Raw genomic sequence first — 19,437 nt, forward strand, 5'->3', positions numbered from 1 at the left:
TTACTGATCCAGAATAACTCCCTTTTCCAGAATTAAATTGTAACGATAGCCCGCACCAAAATCTCGGTTTAAGCCTACTTCCGCACGAACGGTAATTGTTTTTCCTTCGGGAACAAAGGTGCTTGAAGTGACTACAAGATCAAAATCATTTTTGCTGCCATCCTGAAGATGGAGCCAGTTACGTTCCATAATATTAGGATTTACTTTTACCACCTTTCCGGTTATTTGAACAGTCTTTCCTTGATACGCTGAAGGATTGGCAACCAATTCTGAAATTTTTATGGAGCCTTTGTGCTGTTTGATATCCTCGGTATGGGTAGCAATAGTTTCCTTTTGGCTTTCCTCTGTTTTTGTAAAAAACCCTTCTGTAAAGTCTGTTGTTAAGTTTCCGGTATTGCCGCCGTGTTCCTTAGGTACAAATTTCGAAACAAGATAGATGGTATCAAAAACCCGATTGTATTCCTTACTTTCAAAATTGGTTTTTAGCAAGCCATCCCGATAGAAATAGGTTTCCCCAACATTCACTTGCTGTTTGCCCGTTGCGATCCAATACTGTTTTCCCCCTTCGGTTACGTTTAGGTAAATATATTTTTCTGTGGGAAGTATTTTGGATATCACCACTGTGTGCAGATTTTCTGTAAAGCCACCGGACTTCTGAGGGTTTTCAACGGTTGCATTGCCTTCTTCGGAAAAAATCCCGCTATCGTATTTTTGGGAAGAGGTTTCAGTTGAAGTAATCACTTTTGGTCCATTGTTGCAGGCCGCAAAAAACATAGCAATAATTCCGAGGCTTAAGGCTTTATAAAATTTCATCTGTTTTTGTTTATTTTTTCTTTCTACTATCAAATCTTTTGGTAAGCTGGGTGTAAAAGCGGTAGCTGTTTTCATCATCAAACTGCGACATTTCGCCTGATATATTGAAATGCCAACTTGTGGAAATACGGTACATTAATGCCATTCCATAGTAGTTTTGTTTGTATTGTGTAAGTTGATTCTCGTAATCATAATCTGCCATTCGGTAATAAAAATCTGCGTTGAGTTTGTTTTTTACCAAATCTCTGGAATGTCTTACTGAAAATATACTGCTTTTTAAATATCGGGATGTATTCATATTATATGATGCATTCAATCTACCGCCAACCGCTGGGATTTTTGTTAGGGTAATATACCCATAAATATTGTCTGATTTGTTTTGTTCCCCAGTTTGAAATCGGGTGCTATAACTAGCTCCCATCCAGATAATCTTTGCGGGTCGTACATTTAAACGTATCCTGATTCCCTGTCTGGCCAAGTCATCATCTAGTATCTGTTCAATTTCAGTTTGAAAGGTTTCATAATAAATGATCTGTTTTCTGGAATCGTAAGATACCATTAAGTTGGCCGCCCTGCTAAAGCGGTATCTTGCCGATAGATAAAGGTTGGTTAAGCGGGTTTCACTGCCCGAATTGCTAAATATATCCATTTCTGCAGACCCGAAAAGATTAAAAACCTTGGCAATGGTACTGGCGTGTTGGAAAAATATATACCGCCTGTCTGTATTTCCCGCATTGGTTTGTTCCATTGCGCCCACGGTGGTGGTGCCGTAATAATCTTCTGTGTTGCCTTCAATCCCCAAATAACCCCCATACTGAAGTAAATCTGAATTAAACCCATAGTCGAAAAAATCCGGACGGAAACCGCCCACGGCGCCCACATAAAAGTTGCCGAAGTACTTTTCAATTTGTAACCCGTCATTTGCTCCAAAAGTTGAGGCTTTAGGATTTATTTTTCTTCCAAGCGTAACGGAAAGTGTAGGCGTGGCATCATATCTTGCATTGAGGTTATAGACGTTAAAAATACTGGTTCGGCCCCTATAATTCTCTGGAACCGATACATTGTTGCGATAGGCGAGATATGTTTCTATTGAAAATTTCCCATCGTTAATATGGTTAGCGTTTAGTGAGAATTTTCCCTGTAATCTGTGGCGATCTTCCCGAAGGTTTGAAAAATTATTGTAACTGGCCACGGAAACCCTTCCTCGGATATTTTCGTTGTAGATGGATTGTTTTTCAGGATAAGGATCCTTTGGTTGGATTACTTGGGTGGAAATGGAGTCGGTTATGGTGTCTTCGGGAACTATAACAGGTGCTTCTTCAACGGTAATTTTATATAAAACACTATCCTCCACTTTTACTTCACAATTATTTACAATTGAACACACCACCGAAGTAGAAGATTTTTCGGTTACCTGTAAACAGTTTTGGTTATTCAACTGTAGGAATTCCCCAATATTTATTTTCTCGGTAGATTCAAATTTCACATACACATTATTTGATGTGACAAAGCTTACCTTACCCATTAAGGTATTTTTGTCATCTTGAGCCAATAGAGAGGTTGTACTATAAACAAATGTTAATATGATGTACAAAAATTGTTTCATAATATTAATCTGCCGATCCATCTGGATGACAGGCAAAACAGGCATTACTTTCATAGATATAACCATTTACCTCATCATGTTCATCGTCCATTTCGCCTTGGGAATGGCATAGGAAACAAGAAAAGGTAGAATAGTCATTTGGATTGGTATGGCAGTCCACACAACTGTTCCATTCGCCCTCGTGTTTTCCACTATATATAGGGAAATACATATTATCGTGGTCAAAAGTGGCAGGCGTCCACCCAGGATTGGTTGTATGACAAGAGGCACAATCAGTGGGGAAATTTGCCGCTATGTGATTTGGATCGGTTGTTTGGTTATAATCGTCTTCATGACAAGCAAAACAGTCTGTTGGGGTATTGTTATAATTTCCGTTAATATGACAAGCGTTACAATCCTGAATATCATGACCCAACGTTAGTGGAAAGAAATCGTGATTGATAGTCGCAGGTTGCCATCCCGGATTGGTAGTATGGCAAACAACACAGTCTGTCGGGAAATTTGCCGCTATGTGATTTGGATTGGTTGTTTGGTTATAATCGTCGTCATGACAGGCAAAACAATCGGTGGGGGTATTGTTAAAATTGCCGTTTATATGGCATGCATTACAATCTTGCACATCGTGGCCCAACGTTAGGGGGAAGAAATCATGGTTAATTGTTGCCGGCACCCATCCAGGATTGGTGGTATGGCATTCTACACAATCTGTTGAAAATCCGGCGTTTGTGTGATTGGGGTTTGTAGTTTGGGCAAAATCATCGTCGTGGCATGAAAAACAATCTGCCGAAATATTTGAAAAGTTGGTTACGTCATGGCATTGGCTACAATCTTGAATGTCGTGACCCAGGGTAAGCGGAAAAAAATCGTGGATTATACCAGTAGAATCCCACCCTAAACCGAGCGGGTTATGACATTCTATACAGTCCTGTGAAAACCCTGAAAGCGAATGATTGGGGTTTTGGGTCGCCAAATAATCATTCCTATGGCATTCAATACATTCATTGCCAAGCGGATTAAAAATCAAACTACTTTCATTGCTATGGCATTCCACACAGCTTAAATTGGAATGGGAACCAATAAGTGGAAAGCCATTTTCTTCATGAATTTCAGGAATGTTAAAAACCAACCAATTTTCGGAAGTATGGCAACGCACGCAATCATTGCCAACGGATTGGCTGTGCACATCGGTATGACAAGAAATACAATCTGAGGGGGCCTCATTAAAAACCATGGAAGTATGGCAGGATTTGCAGTCGGCAACTTGGTGGGTGCCTTCCAAGTCAAAATTGGTTGTGCTATGGTCAAATTTAATGGTCTGTAAATCTACCGTCCACCCTTCAGGGTTATGGCATTGGGAACAATCTATCTTAAGAGATGTGCCGTGAGGAGACTGTCCCATCACTGGGACTATTATAAATAAAAGGGCGGTTATGAATGACAGTCTTTGCAATCCAATTTATTTAGTTTATATATAACTATAGGCGCCTCTTTTTCATTATGCACCTCATGGCACACTTTACAATCAACTTCTTCATGTTTTCCAGTCAACGGAAAACGGGTTTTATTATGATCAAATTTTTCCGGAAACCAACTGTTGGTTACATGGCATCTGGAACATTCGGTAATTCCGTTAACCGCAAAATTTTCTCCATGAATATTATCATGGCAGGAAGCACAATCTGTATCTAAGGTACTAAAATTCTGAGAAATAACCTCGTTGGATGATGAAATTTCAAAATGACATTTCCTACAGGAGACTTGGTTGTGTTTTCCTGTCAAGGGCCAATTTGTTTTAGAGTGGTCAAAATTTATTAAGTCCCAGGATTCGTTGCCGTGACAGGAAGCACAATCATTTTTTGGCATGTACTTTTCATTCAAAAACCCTTTGTGAATATTGCTATGGCAGTCAATACATTCGTTTCCTAAATTAGTAAAAGTCCATTGGTTCTTGGCTTCATCTACATGGCAGGCAAAGCAGGGGGTAGCCAAATGGGCTCCTTCCAATGGAAAATCAGATTTTTGATGGTCCGAAATGGTAAAGGAGGTGTGCCCAAACCCTTTATCCAGTGTATGGCATTCCTTGCAATCCGGGGAAACACCATTGGCTGCAAATTCCCCCTGGTGGTAATCCTGATGGCAGGTTTTACATTCTGAAAAATTTATGGGGGCAGAAAAACTTTCCACATGGCATTTTCTGCAATCTACTTCAATGTGCTTCCCTTCTAAGGGATAGTCGGTAATAGAGTGATCGAAGAAATCCATATCCTTCATAGCAGTAAAACTTTCTTCTCTGTGGCATTTGGCACAATCCTGTCCGTATTTATTTTCGTGTGGATCCTTATGGCATTGCACACAGTTATTTTCCTCCACAGCACTTTTATCCTGAAATACTTGGGTTGGGCTGCTTGTTTTGGTATGGCAGCTAAAACAATCGACCGTTTTGTGCTTTCCTTTTAAATCAAAACCGGTTCGACTATGGTTAAAATTGCCTTTGCCAATCAAGGTGGTAAAAGAAGTTTCGGTATGGCATTGGGCACAATTTCCGGGCAGCTGATTGTTGTGGGGATCTTTATGGCAAGATTTGCAATCTTCAAAAGGCATGCCGGTAAACTGTTGAAATTCCTTCCCGTTCTTAATTGTTACTTTGTGGCATTCCTTACAATCTACGGTGGTGTGTTTGCCGCGAAGCTTAAAATCTGCCTGATCGTGATCAAACTTTTTTACAGGAGTGAAAGCTTCCATACTGTGGCACTGAAGACAGTTGTTGGGCAATGCCCCTTGGTGGAAATCTTCATGGCAGGAGAGGCATTTATTGTCCAGGCCCAAATAGGTGCCCTTTCTCTTTTTTAATTTTGAATCCGAAATATTCTCTGGTGTGTGGCATTGGCGGCAATCCACCTTATTATGCGCCCCCTCCAATTCATAGCCGGTTTGATTGTGGTTAAAGGTTTTTGTATCAAACCGAATCATTTCAAAATTACGGCCGTGATGTTCACTATGGCATTTTCTGCAGTCCTGGCTTTCCACTTTTGAATTGGCATGAAATCCTTTGTTTTGGTTTATCAGACTTTTGATTTCTGTATGGCAGTCCAAACATTTTTGATTGGTGACTTTGGCGCCAAGTTCATGGCATTGCGTACAATTGCTCATCCCCTCCAGTTTCGAGTGGGCAGTAGATAAATCGCCTGGGGAAATCTGCGATTGAGCCACCGAACAGACAAGAATTGCTATTAAAGAGATTATATGTTTTGAAATTGCTTTCACATAAAAGATTAATATTTTTTCATTATGTAACCGAAACGCTTGGTAATTTGCACCCCGGCTTTTTCCAAAAAGTGCGTTGGAAGCTCGCCACCCGCAAAAATATAAACCAAATCGTTTTCAATTGAAAGGGTGGTCTCATCTTTCAACATTAAAAGTACGTCCTTTTCGTTAATGCTCACTACGTTAGACTCAAGAATAATTTTTATGATTTTATCTTCTTCTGCTTTTAGGATATTTTCTTTGTTCTTGGGTTTTAACCGGGAAAATTTCTCACTTCTGTACGATAAAACTACTTTGTTATTTTCACTCAATAACAAAGCAGCCTCTATTGCCGAATCGCCCCCACCCACAACCATTATCTTTTTCCCCGAAATGGCTTCAGGCTCAAGCAAACGGTAGGCGACCTTTTGAGAGTCTTCTCCGGGCACGCCAAGTTTTCTCGGACTTCCACGGCGCCCAATTGATAGTAGAACATGATTGGCCACATATTCCCTACCTGTATTGGTTACAATTTTAAAGGTTTCATCTTTTTGGGGATTTATATTTTCAACCTTGGTGTTTTCAATTATTTGCAGGTTTTGTTCCTGAATTACCTTTTTCCAAAGCTGCAATAATTCGTCTTTGGAGGTGTTGAACAATTTGACCTTTCCGTAAAGGGGAAGGTTCATTGGCGAGGTCATTACAATTTTTGAGCGAGGGAAAGTAAATACGGTTCCTCCCAAAGAATCCTGTTCCAATGTTATTGAGGAAAGCCCTGCTTTTTTTGCTGCCAGCGAAGCAGAAATTCCGGCAGGTCCCGCACCAACAATAACTAAATCGAGACAATCCTTTTTCGCTATTTTTTTGCTTTTCACAATACTGTCTATTGCCTGCTGCCCTTGTTCCACACTATTTTTGATGAGGCCCATCCCACCCAATTCTCCAGCAATATAAATGCCTTTCATATTGGTTTCGAAGTTTTGGTTTACATGGGGCAGATCAACCCCACGCTTTTCGGTACCTATTCGCAAGGAAATGGCTTCCACAGGGCACGCGTGAAAACACGCCCCATGCCCTACGCAGTTGGAGGCGTTTATCACTGTGGCCTTGCCGTCTACAATCCCCAAAATGTCCGTTTCAGGGCAAGCGGCAACACATGCGCCACTGCCTATACAAACGTTGGGGTCGATATAGGGGTGCAGTGAAACCGGTTCGTGGAGACCTTCTTCTTTAGCGAGTTCAACCTTTTGAAAGGTTTTTTTGGAAGCTTTGTTTTTTTTCCGAAGATAAAAGATGATGATTCCTGCACAAAGCACAAATAAAATTCCATAAATAAGGATTTCCTCTATCAATTGTTCTTCCATCAAAATATCCATTTATACCCGAAGGTGAATGCGACAATCACATGAATAATCACAATAAAAAGCATTATTAAAGCGAAAGGCAAGTGGATTACGTGCCAGTATTCAAACCACTTTTTCATGGTTTCCAATCGGGCAATCTTCCCGGAAAGCGATCGCTCTTCCTTTACTTTTTTTATGATGGAATGCCGCTCCTCCATAGATACATTATTTTCCTTCAGCGCATTTTTAAGCAGGGTTAGGGAGGGTTTTTTAGAAACGTTTTCAGCGCTCGTGAAATTGATAAACAATTGTATGGTTTGTGGATTGAGGCTGTACTTTTTCTCCAATACTTCGGCAATATCGGTTTTCATATTTTTAACTTCGCTAAGGCTCAACGCCCTGCCTTCAATTGTTCGGGGTATTTGAATGTATATAAACCGGCCCACTACACCACTTGCAACCACAGCCACCATAGACCAAAATGCGATGGATACAATACCTCCAAATTTGAAGGTGGTGTGAAACAACACCAGAATGGGCCCAAGCGTGCAAAGAAAAATGTGGAATTCCAACAAATATTTTAACCGTACCCATTTTCCCAATATGTTATACCGTTTATACAATATGTATATAAAAACCCCAAATAATATGAGGAAAGTGCCAATTACACCCAGACCTTGACCAAAGAGACCGCTAGCCTTTAGCCAGTCGTGCTGCGGGTGATAAAAGCGTTCTTCTAGCGGAGTAATGTAATAACTGTATCCGTTGTAGATCAGATAAATGGTTACTAGCACAACAATAGATACCATAGTACCTATATATATCATATGGACAGATTTTTTCAAGATGTTAATTGTTAGGGTTTAAGAAACAGTTTAAATTAAGTAAAAAAATTAAACTTCTAATAACCAATAACGAAGAATTGCAAATAATCATATAAGGAAATTATTATAGAACAATTCCTAGGAATCTCAAGAAAAACGAGCGCAATCAGATTTAAAATATTCAACTGATAAATTGAGAGTAAATATTGAGAAGGAAGATGAGGGAGTGTGTAGGCTTTAAAATTCCCCATTCCGTCAACTAAGATTACAGCAAGGCCGATAGGGTGATTGGAAGTTTTGAGGAGTTATTTCCATTCACTAAAAATAGTGTCTTGGGATGATTTTTTCTTAATTGCCTTTATTCTATGCGTTGTAAGCGGAAGCGGTTCATCAAAATAAACCACATTGCGTTCTCCATTTTTTTTAAGATGACTCCTGATAATTGCGTGGGTGTGATAGGTTGCTGTCTGCAATTTTAAAAAAGGTTCGTAATCCTCAATATTGCAAATGGCTTCGCTTCGGTCAAAAAAACCAAAGCCTTTGTATTGTCCTTCGGCTACCAAGGCAAAGGCAATTTCGTCCTTCGTTCTTCCTTTTCCCTGTATAGCAAAGCTGGGTTTATTTTCTTTTAGGGCTTTAACGGCAGCCTGCACTTTTAGGTTATATTCCGTTACGCTTTCATTACCTTCACAAATACCCTCACAGTTTTTTATACGGTAGTGTGAGCATTTTTCTGAGGTACTCTGTAACGTACAAAAGCGCGGGCACAGTTTAAAAGTTTCACAGATTTCTTCCAGTTTTTCGGTGGCTTCGGTTCGGTTGTAAAAGGTGCTCACGGAATCATGAAGTGCCTTTGTTTTTCCCAAAGCCAATTGTATAATGCCGCGTTGGTTTACATAACTGATTATCTGGTAGGTGGTGGCGGGCCATTTTTGTGCCCTGTTGAATTTTGGATAGTGCTTTCTGATGTGTTCAGATTCCACAAGCAATGCCACGAGCTCATTCCCCGTAAGCTCATAATCTATAAAATGTGTTTCCTGGCCCAGTTGATATTCCTTTGTTTTTTTATCGTAAAAATGACTGAGTACCCGTTTCTTTATGTTTTTCGCCTTTCCCGCATATACCACTTGGTGTTTTTGGTTTTTGAAAAGATAGATGCCAGGCTCCTCAGGCAGTTCGTTTATCTGCTCGGCGGGAATGTGCGGCGGAAGCGTTGCCTGTTTGGAACGCGGGTTTAAAAAGGAATTGATAATACTGAAATCTTCATCCAAGGAAAGCAAACGCTGAAAAAGAATCACCGTGGCATCCACATCGCCTTCGGCACGGTGACGGTTGAGGTGCGGAATATTGATAGTGCTACAGAGCCTTCCGAGACTATAGGAAAGCATTCCGGGGATCAACTTTCGTGAAAGCCGGACGGTACATAGTTTTTTGCGATTGTAATGCTGTCCCAAAAGCCGAAATTCACCGCGGATTACATTGTAGTCAAAACTTACGTTATGTGCCACAAAAATAGCGTCTTGTGTAAACGCTTCAATTTTTTCGGCAACTTCAAAAAAACGAGGGGCATCGGCAACCATTTCATTGTCAATACCTGTTAGGGTTGTAATGTGGTGTGGTATGTCGCGCTCCGGATTGATGAGTGTAGTGTACTTGTCTACCACTTCGCCCTCTTTCATCAATGCAATACAGATTTCTGTAATACGGTTACCTGCTATTCCACCACCAGTGGTTTCTACATCTATAATTGCGAAAAGTTGTGATTGCATTTTTTGATTGCTGGGAAAGCAAATGTAGAAAAAGTTATTTAATTATGTGGATTATTTCCTGTTAAGTGGAAATAATCCAAATTAATAAGCGGGTCTTGCTGTTTCTTTACCCCCTTTTTTTTATTTTTTTGTAAGATGATGATTACAAGTTTTCTGATTTGAATATTTCAACATGTTAGTAAACAGATGTTTGAATAATTTGTAATTGAACAGTCCGTAACCCAACATTTCAACTAGCAAAAAATTTAACAAAAAAATAATATTTTAGCGGCCTTTAACTAAAAACCCAAATCGATGAAAAAAAATCTACACACACTTGTTGTGATGTTATTTGTATTGGTAGTTCTTCCATTGCAAGCACAAACATACACTTTTTCTAATGCCGGAGCTTCAGGAAGCTATGGACCGACGCAAAGCCAGGTTAATGCAGCTTATACAGGCACTACTTTAGAAGGTCAGGTTACTATAAATACACAGGGCATTCAAGAATGGACGGTTCCAGCTAATGGAGAGTATCGTATTCAGGTTATAGGCGCCACGGGTGGAAATCAAAATGAACCAATAGTCTCTGTTGGCCACCCTGCCAATATTAGTGGCGATTTCACTTTAACAGCTGGAGAAACGCTAAAAATTATAGTGGGTCAACACGGCCATTTGGGAAGCACCCGACCAGGTTGGGGCGGTGGCGGTGGTTCATTTGTGGCTCAAGCAGATAATACCCCTTTGGCAGTAGCAGGAGGTTGCGGATCAGGACATACTTCACTTACCAATGAAGGTCTTACAGTCCAAAATGCAAACACTGGTACTAGCGGAAAAAACGGATCAGGAGGCACTGGCACATGGCCTGATGGCTATGGAGCGACGGGAGGTCAAGGTGGTGATGGCGCAGGTTTGTTGGGCAATGGAACTGTGGGTAATAATGGAGTTTTTGACCCTCCTCCTGGAATAACTGTTCATACAATACCACAAGCCTTTGTAAATTATGGTGCTGGTGATGAAGTAGGTGGCGGCTTTGGCGGTGGCGGTGGTGTTACAACAACTTACGGCGGCGGGGGCGGCGGATACAGTGGCGGTCAAGGTGGTGCTAACTTTCCTTTTTTTGGGGGGGGAGGAGCATCCTTTAATAGTGGTGTTAATCAAATCAATATTTTAAGTTCGAATGATGAATATACAATGTCCCATGGACAAGTGATAATAACTTTATTAAACGCGCCTCCAGTAATTACTTGCCCCGGAGACATCACTGTTTCTAACGATCCAGGTAGCTGTGGTGCAGTAATAAATTATATCGTAACCGCAACAGATACGGAAGATGGTGTATTAATTCCAATACAAACAGCGGGCCTTGCTCCCGGTTCAGTATTTCCAGTAGGAATTACTACTAATATTTTTGAGATTACTGATAGCGATAGCAATACAGTTTCTTGCAGTTTTACTGTAACGGTTAATGATACAGAAGCTCCCGCAATTACTTGCCCTGGCGATATAACTCAAAATAATGACCTTGGAATTTGTGGAGCAGTTGTTACATACACCATATCTGCAACCGACAATTGCAGTGGCGGAGCTACAACAGAATACATCCAAAACGGTGGTTTTGAAACGGGTGACTTTTCCGGATGGAGCGTTGTAGATTCCGGTAGCGGTTCTTATTATCTAAACGACGGTACTTATACACCTATAAGTGGAGCGGGTGCATTAGCGCCAATATCAGGTAACTTTGATGTGGTTACTGACCAAAGCGGCCCCGGGTTACACCTATTATCACAACCATTTACGGTGCCTTCTGATGTGCAAAGCGCTATAGTAAGTTGGAATGATAGAATTCGAAATAATGCAGGAGTTTTTTCAGATCCAAACCAAGAGTTTAGAGTAGACTTGGTGGATGCATCTATGAACGTTATTCAAGAGGTCTATTCAACAAATCCAGGGGATCCTAGTACTCAAATTGGACCTAACTTTAGACAATATGATCTTACCGCTTTGCTTCAAACCTTAAGCGGGCAGGTGGTAAGCCTACGTTTTTCAGAACAGGATGATTTAGGGAATTTCAATTTGACACTGGACGATATCAGTTTTGTTATTGAAAATATCAATATCACACAAACAGCAGGATTACCTAGCGGAAGCGTATTCCCTCTAGGTACAACAACAAATACCTTTCAGGCAACAGACGCAAATGGAAACATAACGAGCTGCAGTTTCGATGTAACAGTTAATGATACCGAAGCTCCAACCGCTGTTTGCCAAAACATAACGGTACAGCTTGATGCAAACGGAGATGCAATCGTTCTTCCAGAAGACGTTGACGGGGGTAGTACAGATAATTGTGGAGTTGCAAGCCTGCAATTCACAGAACAATTTACTGCCTTTGCTGAGGTAGCCGAAGGTCAAAACCTTACCATTACCTTGCCAGCTGGCCGTGTAGTCACTTCGGTAGATTTTGCAAGTTACGGTACTCCTAACGGAAGCAATGGTACTTATACCATTGGGGCTTGTCATGCTACCAATTCCCAAACTATTGTAGAAGGGTACGCACTTGGCAATAACTCTTTTACCATTCCAGCAACTAACGCTGTATTTGGCGATCCTTGTGGAGGTACGGTTAAAAGACTTTATGTTGCCGTTAGCGCTAGAGTAGAAAATTCCAGTCTATCGTTTAGCTGCTCAGAGGTAGGAAATAATAACGTTACTTTATTGGTAACTGACGATAACGGCAACACTTCAACTTGTACAGCAATCGTGACAGTTGAGGACAACGTTGCACCTGTTGCCAATTGTGCCGCACCGTTCACCATCCAATTGGATGCCAACGGAGCTGCAAGCATTTCGGTAGCAGATATTGATAACGGCAGCACCGATGCCTGTGGTATTGCGAGTACCTCTATAGATATTACAAACTTTACTTGTGCAGATGTAGGTCCCAACACGGTAACCCTTACGGTAACCGATGTAAACGGAAATACTTCCACCTGTACAACTACAGTTACGGTAGAAGATAATGTTGCCCCGGTAGCCAACTGCGCCGCACCTTTTACCATTCAATTGGATGCCAACGGAGCTGCAAGCATTGTGGTAGCAGATATTGAAAATGGAAGTACCGATGCGTGTGGCATTGCGAGTACCTCTATAGATATTACAAACTTTAGCTGTGCAGATGTAGGCCCTAACCCGGTAACCTTAACGGTAACCGATGTAAACGGAAATACTTCCACCTGTACAACTACAGTTACGGTAGAAGATAATGTAGCCCCTGTAGCCAACTGCGCTGCTCCTTTTACTATCCAACTGGATGCTAATGGAGTGGCTAGTATTACCGTTGCAGATATTGAGAACGGCAGCACTGATGCTTGCGGTATTGCGAGCACTACTATAGATGTTACGGATTTTGACTGTAGCGATGTAGGTCCGAACACGGTGACCCTTACGGTAACCGATGTAAACGGAAACACTTCAACCTGTACAACAATAGTTACCGTTGAAGACAGTCTTGCGCCAATAATAGCGTGCCCTGCCGACATATTGGCCAACACTGATCCTGGTGCCTGTTTCGCCACGGCGAGTTTCGCTATGCCTATAGCATTTGACAATTGTGGTATTGATACCGTAGTCCAGACCGCTGGTCTTCCAAGCGGTAGTCAGTTCCCGGTGGGTGTAAATACCATTGAGTTTACTGCTACCGATGTAAACGGAAACAGTAGCAGCTGCAGCTTCACCATTACGGTGACCGATAATGAGGCGCCAGTAGCGGTATGCCAGAATATTACCATCCAGCTTGATGCAAGCGGAAATGCAAGCATCACAGAGGCTGATGTGGACGGTGGCAGTACAGACCAATGCGGTGTGGCTTCAACTACTATTGATATGGACACCTTTGACTGTTCCCACGTGGGTGACAACAACGTGGTGCTAACGGTTACCGATGTGAATGGAAACAGTAGCACCTGTACGGCCATTGTAACGGTGGAAGACGTGACTACACCTGTAGTAGTCTGTCAGAATATTACCGTGGAACTTGATCCGGTTACCGGAACAGTGACCATCGCTGGAACAGATATAGACAATGGCTCAACAGATGCCTGTGGTATTGCAAGCTATGATCTTGACATAGATACATTTGATTGTTCAAACATAGGCGACAACACTGTAGTACTTACTGTAACCGACGTTAACGGAAACAGCGAAACCTGTACCGCAATTGTAACAGTGGAGGACAATACGAGTCCAGTACTTGTGTGCCAGGACTTCACTATTGAGATTGGTGCGGACGGTACTGCAACTCTTGATCCAAGTGACGTAATAGCGACCAATGATGATGCCTGTGGTATCTTTACGGTAGCTGTGGACATCACCGAGTTTACTTGTGCAGATATCGGTACGCCAATAACCGTGCAAGTGTTCAGCCAAGATAATAACGGTAACCTTGCCACCTGTATGGCTACGGTAACGGCGGTTGACTTGCTTGCCCCTGTGGTAACCTGCCCTGCAGACCAAACAGTAGATCCTGGAGCAGGCAATCTGTTCTATATTGTGCCAGATTACTTTGCAAGTGGTGAGGCCACTGCCGTGGACAACTGTACAGATCCTGTTACTGAAACTACGCAGGATCCAGCACCAGGAACGGCGCTTCCTGACGGTATTTACACCATCACGCTAACGGCAACAGATGCGTATGGCAATGTGGGCACCTGCGATTTTGAGTTAACGGTAGATACGGTACTGGGTGCTGGCGAACATAGCCAAGACCTTGGAAGCATAACAATGTTCCCTAACCCGGCAAAACACAATGTAACTATTGGCAATCCTAAGGGCTTAGAGCTTGAGAGCGCTAATATTTATGATCTAACGGGAAGATTGGTTCAATCTTACAGCTTAAAGGGTATGGCAGGCGCAAAAACTCTGGATGTTGATAACCTTGCTGCCGCTACCTACGTAGTGATCATCAAAGGCAAAAATGGTCAAACAACCAAACGTTTATTGAAGGAATAGAGCTTTTTTTAAGTGTTAATACTACCCCCTTGTGCTAGTGGCATAAGGGGGTTTGTTTTTTCAGTAAGAATATAAGCGCTTTTAAAAACCACTTTTCATTAGAAAACAGGTAGTGGGCTTGAAAAGTTTTTCTTCAATTTCTAAGAAGTAGAGTATATTTGTATACCAAATCTTGCTATGAAAACAAAACTACTCACTACACTTTTACTATTACTCTATTTTAATATACAGTCACAAAGCCCTGAAATAAGCAAACTCCACCAGAAAATGGAAAGCAATGTACGCAATCCGGATTCTGCCAAGTTTTATTTACGTCAGCTTTTAAAACACAAGCCAGAACTTCACGATACTACCATAGGAAAATATTACAGTGTGCTAGGCATACAGTACAACAAGCTCGCCGTTCCCGATTCGGCAGAGTACTATATGAAAAAGGCGCTTGAATATACTGCCTTATACCCCTCCAAGCACGGTGAAATGTATCTGAATCTAGCCATTAACTATCGTATTGGTTCCCGTTATGAAGAATCGTTGGAGGCAAGTGAAAAAGCTATTGAACAGTTCCATAAAGCGGGTAATCTAGAAGGTGTGGGCCAGGCATATGGGGAAATGGGCTCCAATTATAATTATATGATGAACAGCGAGAAGGCACTGGAATATCTCAAGAAATCCATTGCTATCTTAAGTCAATATGGTAGCGAACGCGAGTTGAGCGTGGTGAAACAAAAGCTTGCAAACCTTTATTATAACAATGAAGATTTTAAGTTTGCCAGAGAGCTGTATGAAGAAGTTTTACCGGTTTTTGCCAAGGAAAAAGGCACTAACTATTATGTTACTTTGTTGACATATGCCGATTGTCTCTTGCAACTGGAAGAGAACTATAAAGGTGCGGAAGAAGCCTTAAAGGAGGCTGAAAATGCCTTCCGAAAAATGAACCAAAAGGAATATATGTGGATCGCTATGGGCAATCTTGCACAAGTATATGTGGCTACAGGACAGACACAGCAGGCCCAAAAAGCGTTCGAGGGGGCCTATGAGGGCATGTACCAAATAAGCTCACCCCGCTTTTTGGAAACCAGTGTGCGTTACCTTGATTTTTTGAACAGTCAAAAACAGTATACAAAGGCCTTGAATCTTATTGAGAGGGTAATGACTTCCGCAAAAAAAGCAAGGCTGAAAATGAATACCGATAATGAAATCGACTTTTTAAAACAGGCCGTAATAACGTATGGACAAAACGGAATGGCGGAAAATTCATTGGAAGCTTTTGAACGCTTGGATTTTTTACAGGATTCCCTGAACACAGCCTTAAATCATGCGAAGGCATTGGAAATGCAGGAAGCCTATCAAAATGACCTACAGCGCGAAAGAAATCTCGTGCTAAAAAGAAACAATGAGCTGTTGACAGAAAACAACGCAAAAAAAGACAATATCCTTATGTTGGGGGTTCTTAGTTTTATTCTTCTTCTTGCCATTGGGCTGGTGCTATATAGCTCTAATAGAAACAAATTAAAACTGCAAAAGGAACTGGTGGCAAGCTTGGAGACTTCAAAAAATGTTTTGGAGGAAAAAAATAAACTGGAAGGGGAGCTGCGCTTGGAGCGGGAGCGCATTTTAGAAAATAAGGAAAGGGAATTGGTACAGGTGAGTATGGAAATGTCTAACCTACAGAACAAGATTATAGAATTGATAGATACTAGGGACAATCCTGAAAGTTCTACGGCATTGGCAAAAGAGTTAAAAAATCTTTTGGGCCAAAATAATTATTGGAAATATTTTAAGGGGAAATTTATTGAGGTGCATCCTGCCTTTGCCCTTCAGCTGGCAGAGATGTTTCCCAACCTGTCTGAAAACGATGTGGCCTTTTGCTGTATGTTGAAATTGCAGCTATCTGAAAAAGAAATCGCAGCGCTTATGGGCATCAGTACCGATCAGGTAGAAGTTAAAAAGACTACACTACGTAGAAAAATAGGTATGGGTGATGATATCCTAGGGTTTGAAAAACTGATAGATCATTTGGAGTAATGGGATGGTGGACTGGCCAAAATACTTGTTGTGTATAGGTTTTTGAAGCGCCCAGTCTTTTCCTGTGAATAATATTCCTTTGTAATTGTATCTTTGATGGCATTTGCCAAGAAAGAGATTCCATCATTGAAAAATTTGTATAAAACTGCTGCTATTATTGGCTTTGTGTCCAAGGGTATTATCTATTTGGTAATAGGGGCGCTCTCTCTTTTGGCAGCCCTGAATATGGGTGGCGAAAGCTCTGGCACCAATCAGGCGTTATTATTTCTAAAAAGACAACCTTTTGGGCAGGTATTATTACTGCTTCTTGGTATAGGCTTACTGTGTTATTCTTTTTGGATGTTTCTTCAGGCCTTTCGGAATCCTGAAAATATAAGCTCTGACCAAAAGGGAAAGCTGCGTCGTTTTGGCTTGTTTACAACAGGTTTGGTGTATGTGGTAGTAGCGTTTCTATGTTTTTACCATTTGGTTACCTACCCCATGGATGATGGAACCAACTCCCGTTACTTAGATTTTTTGGGCCCAACTACCCTTAGCTATGTATTCATAGCAATAGGTATTATTCTGGCCATTCAAAGTATATTGCTTACGGTGGGGGTGATTCAAGGGGGGCTTTTGGACCAGTTTAATTTGGAGGGCCGCAAGGGTTCTGCTGTTATTAGGACGGTGGGGCAGTTTGGCTTTTATGCCCGCGCCTTTGTGGTAGCCATTATTGCCTATTTCTTTTTCAGGGCCGGTATTTATACAGGCAATCACGATATAAAGGGGATACAGGACGCCTTTTCATTTTTGGAGCAATCTGCTTTGGGTAGGATATTGATGGCGCTAACGGCCTTGGGATTTATTGCCTATGGAGCTTTTTATGTGTTGCTTACCCGGTATCGGAGTTTTGAAAGTGAGGCCTGAGAAGCAATGCGTAAAATAGAGTGTATAGTATTGTTGGGTGCATTTTAGATTTTATATTTGTGTAATGTAACATATCTATTATAAGGCCGTCCACAAAATAGCGAATAGCTTAAAGCCTTGGTTTTAAAATCATATACAGCTCTACAAGTATTATGTTTAAATTACTAATATTTCAGAAAAAAGGATAATGAAGCAATTTTATCTCCTTATTTATTTGTTTTCTATCATTGTTCTACCTTTTAAAACATTAGCCCAAAATAAATCCCAAAAAGATGTTGTAGATCAAATCAACCTAGGGGTAAAATATCTTTCTGAAAAAGAACATATTAAATCCATTGAAGAATTGATTGCGGCCAAGGAAGCGGCAATTAGGAATGAGTGGTATACGCAGGCTTTCAATGCAACTTTAAATATTGGCACCAACTATTATTTAATGTTGGATTATGGCGAGGCATTTCAATATTATCTACAAGCGTATGACATTGCGATAAAGCACCTGGGGCCGCGACAGGAAATGGCAGTTTTCAATAATATTGGGGTTTTATATATAGAGGAAAAAGATCCGGAGAAGGCGGAAGAGTCTTTTTTAAAAGCCTATAATATTGCAAAAAAGCTTAATGATAAAAAACAGATTGGCACCTATGGCATAAACTTGGCCTTGGTACTTCACAAAATGGGAAAGCTCAATCTTGCCAAGCGTTATATTGAGGAGGCGCTGCCATTATTAAGTAATGTTCCGAATGTATCATTATTGGCAAAAATAGCGAAGACCGAAAACCTTCTCTTGCAAGATCAATACTTTGCGGCTGAAAAATTAGCCTTAGAGATTTTGCCACAATTGGACAATCTTTCCCTTTTAAAGGAACAGATAACCGTAAACGATAAAATAACGCTACTGCTGATCTTAACGAAGATATATGAAAAACAAAATCAGTTCAAGGTAGCTCAGCAATACGCTTTACTTGCGCGTTCCCTTCAAGAAAAAATAGAAGAGCGTATTGAAGTTTATGATAGGCTAGCCACTCTTTCCAGCGGAATCAATGACTATAAAACGGCCATGGCCTATAAGGATTCCGTAATTATAGCAACAGATTCGCTTTATGCCATTAAAAACAGTGCCTTGTTTAAAAGTGAAAAGGTAAAATTCCAAATCAAGAACTACCAACACGAGCTAATGGAAAGCAAAAAAGCTTTGGAAAGTGAAAAACGGTTTTTCTATTTGGTCATTTTTGCAGTTGTTATTTGTATGGGTTTTCTGGTTTGGATGTATAAAAATAACTCCCTTAAGCATAGACAGCGCAAACGGATTATTGAGTTGGAACTGGAGAAGGAAAAAAGCGGGCATTTATTATTGGAAGAACAGCATCGGGAAAAGGAAGCAACAGCGTTATTGGAAAAGGAGCGGCTTAAAAATGAACTGGAGGTTAAGAATCGGGAATTGACGGCAAAAGCTATGTATATGGCCAGTAAAAATGAATTGATTGAGGAAGTACTTCAATCGCTATTACACAATACTGAAATTACAACCAATGCCTCCCTAAAGAACCAAATTAACGATTTGAAAAAACATTTAAAGAAGGATACCCAATGGGACAGTTTTTTTGTGCATTTTGAGGAATTGAACCAAGGTTTTCTTGATAGATTAAGGGGAAAGCACCCACAATTAACTCCAAATGATATACGATTTTTAACTTTTCTATATATGAATTTAAGCTATAAGGAAATAGCCTCCTTATTGAATATAACCCCACAGTCCTGCCGAAAAAGAAAGGAACGTATCACAAAGAAGATGGATGTCCCTGATAACGTTCCCCTTCATGCCTATCTAGCTTCTATTTAAGGCGATGTCACACATTAAATTGAGGCATGTCACAAAATGTCCCGTTGCTTTTTTGGACTTACATTTCGCTTCCAACTAT

The 19,437-nt window shown here is 40.9% G+C and carries 11 protein-coding genes; 4 read left to right on the forward strand and 7 right to left on the reverse strand.

Annotated features, from left to right (window positions below; translation table 11 throughout):
• From JK629_RS07505 to JK629_RS07535, 7 genes are all read right to left on the reverse strand, one after another.
• Entirely contained in the window at positions 1 to 813 is an 813-nt protein-coding gene (locus tag JK629_RS07505) for a GW dipeptide domain-containing protein (protein WP_202337912.1), read from the reverse strand.
• Between the two features lie 10 nt (positions 814 to 823).
• Positions 824 to 2,419, reverse strand: a complete 1,596-nt coding sequence (locus JK629_RS07510; RefSeq protein ID WP_202337913.1) for a hypothetical protein — start codon at positions 2,417 to 2,419, stop codon at positions 824 to 826.
• A gap of 4 nt (positions 2,420 to 2,423) precedes the next feature.
• A complete protein-coding gene (locus tag JK629_RS07515; protein WP_202337914.1) occupies positions 2,424 to 3,818 on the reverse strand; it encodes a hypothetical protein in 1,395 nt (464 codons plus the stop codon).
• 29 nt (positions 3,819 to 3,847) lie between these two features.
• Entirely contained in the window at positions 3,848 to 5,683 is a 1,836-nt protein-coding gene (locus JK629_RS07520) for a cytochrome c3 family protein (protein ID WP_202337915.1), read from the reverse strand.
• Between the two features lie 8 nt (positions 5,684 to 5,691).
• Positions 5,692 to 7,026, reverse strand: a complete 1,335-nt coding sequence (locus JK629_RS07525) for an NAD(P)-binding domain-containing protein (protein WP_202338017.1) — start codon at positions 7,024 to 7,026, stop codon at positions 5,692 to 5,694.
• Positions 7,026 to 7,832, reverse strand: coding sequence for a hypothetical protein (locus tag JK629_RS07530; RefSeq protein ID WP_225626187.1), 807 nt, complete (start codon positions 7,830 to 7,832; stop codon positions 7,026 to 7,028). The genes JK629_RS07525 and JK629_RS07530 overlap by 1 nt, the downstream gene beginning before the upstream one ends.
• Positions 7,833 to 8,134: 302 nt before the next feature.
• Entirely contained in the window at positions 8,135 to 9,598 is a 1,464-nt protein-coding gene (locus JK629_RS07535) for an exonuclease domain-containing protein (RefSeq protein ID WP_202337916.1), read from the reverse strand.
• A 294-nt stretch (positions 9,599 to 9,892) separates the two neighbouring features.
• Here JK629_RS07535 and JK629_RS07540 point away from each other — a divergent pair, with 294 nt between their 5' ends.
• The 4 genes from JK629_RS07540 (at position 9,893) to JK629_RS07555 (ending at position 19,358) form a co-directional block, all read left to right on the forward strand.
• On the forward strand, positions 9,893 to 14,587 hold the full coding sequence (locus JK629_RS07540; protein ID WP_202337917.1) for an HYR domain-containing protein: 4,695 nt from the start codon (positions 9,893 to 9,895) through the stop codon (positions 14,585 to 14,587).
• Between the two features lie 177 nt (positions 14,588 to 14,764).
• Complete coding sequence (locus JK629_RS07545; RefSeq protein WP_202337918.1) at positions 14,765 to 16,612, forward strand: tetratricopeptide repeat protein; 1,848 nt, start codon at positions 14,765 to 14,767, stop codon at positions 16,610 to 16,612.
• Positions 16,613 to 16,708: 96 nt separating this feature from the next.
• Positions 16,709 to 17,518 carry a DUF1206 domain-containing protein gene (locus JK629_RS07550; protein ID WP_202337919.1) on the forward strand — a complete coding sequence of 270 codons (810 nt, stop codon included), beginning with the start codon at positions 16,709 to 16,711 and terminating at the stop codon, positions 17,516 to 17,518.
• Positions 17,519 to 17,705: 187 nt separating this feature from the next.
• Positions 17,706 to 19,358 carry a tetratricopeptide repeat protein gene (locus tag JK629_RS07555; protein WP_202337920.1) on the forward strand — a complete coding sequence of 551 codons (1,653 nt, stop codon included), beginning with the start codon at positions 17,706 to 17,708 and terminating at the stop codon, positions 19,356 to 19,358.
• The last annotated feature ends 79 nt before the right edge of the window (positions 19,359 to 19,437 follow it).

It is taken from the genome of Aequorivita iocasae, assembly GCF_016757735.1.
In the GTDB taxonomy this organism is placed as follows: Bacteria; Bacteroidota; Bacteroidia; order Flavobacteriales; family Flavobacteriaceae; genus Aequorivita; species Aequorivita iocasae.

Bases quoted from the DNA above. Each gene is read 5' to 3' on its own strand.
- JK629_RS07505 (WP_202337912.1), bottom strand. From the start codon at position 813: ATGAAATTTTATAAAGCCTTAAGCCTCGGAATTATTGCTATGTTTTTT.
- JK629_RS07510 (WP_202337913.1), bottom strand. From the start codon at position 2,419: ATGAAACAATTTTTGTACATCATATTAACATTTGTTTATAGTACAACC.
- JK629_RS07515 (WP_202337914.1), bottom strand. From the start codon at position 3,818: ATGGGACAGTCTCCTCACGGCACATCTCTTAAGATAGATTGTTCCCAA.
- JK629_RS07525 (WP_202338017.1), bottom strand. From the start codon at position 7,026: ATGGAAGAACAATTGATAGAGGAAATCCTTATTTATGGAATTTTATTT.
- JK629_RS07530 (WP_225626187.1), bottom strand. From the start codon at position 7,832: ATGATATATATAGGTACTATGGTATCTATTGTTGTGCTAGTAACCATT.
- JK629_RS07535 (WP_202337916.1), bottom strand. From the start codon at position 9,598: ATGCAATCACAACTTTTCGCAATTATAGATGTAGAAACCACTGGTGGT.
- JK629_RS07540 (WP_202337917.1), top strand. From the start codon at position 9,893: ATGAAAAAAAATCTACACACACTTGTTGTGATGTTATTTGTATTGGTA.
- JK629_RS07545 (WP_202337918.1), top strand. From the start codon at position 14,765: ATGAAAACAAAACTACTCACTACACTTTTACTATTACTCTATTTTAAT.
- JK629_RS07550 (WP_202337919.1), top strand. From the start codon at position 16,709: ATGGCATTTGCCAAGAAAGAGATTCCATCATTGAAAAATTTGTATAAA.
- JK629_RS07555 (WP_202337920.1), top strand. From the start codon at position 17,706: ATGAAGCAATTTTATCTCCTTATTTATTTGTTTTCTATCATTGTTCTA.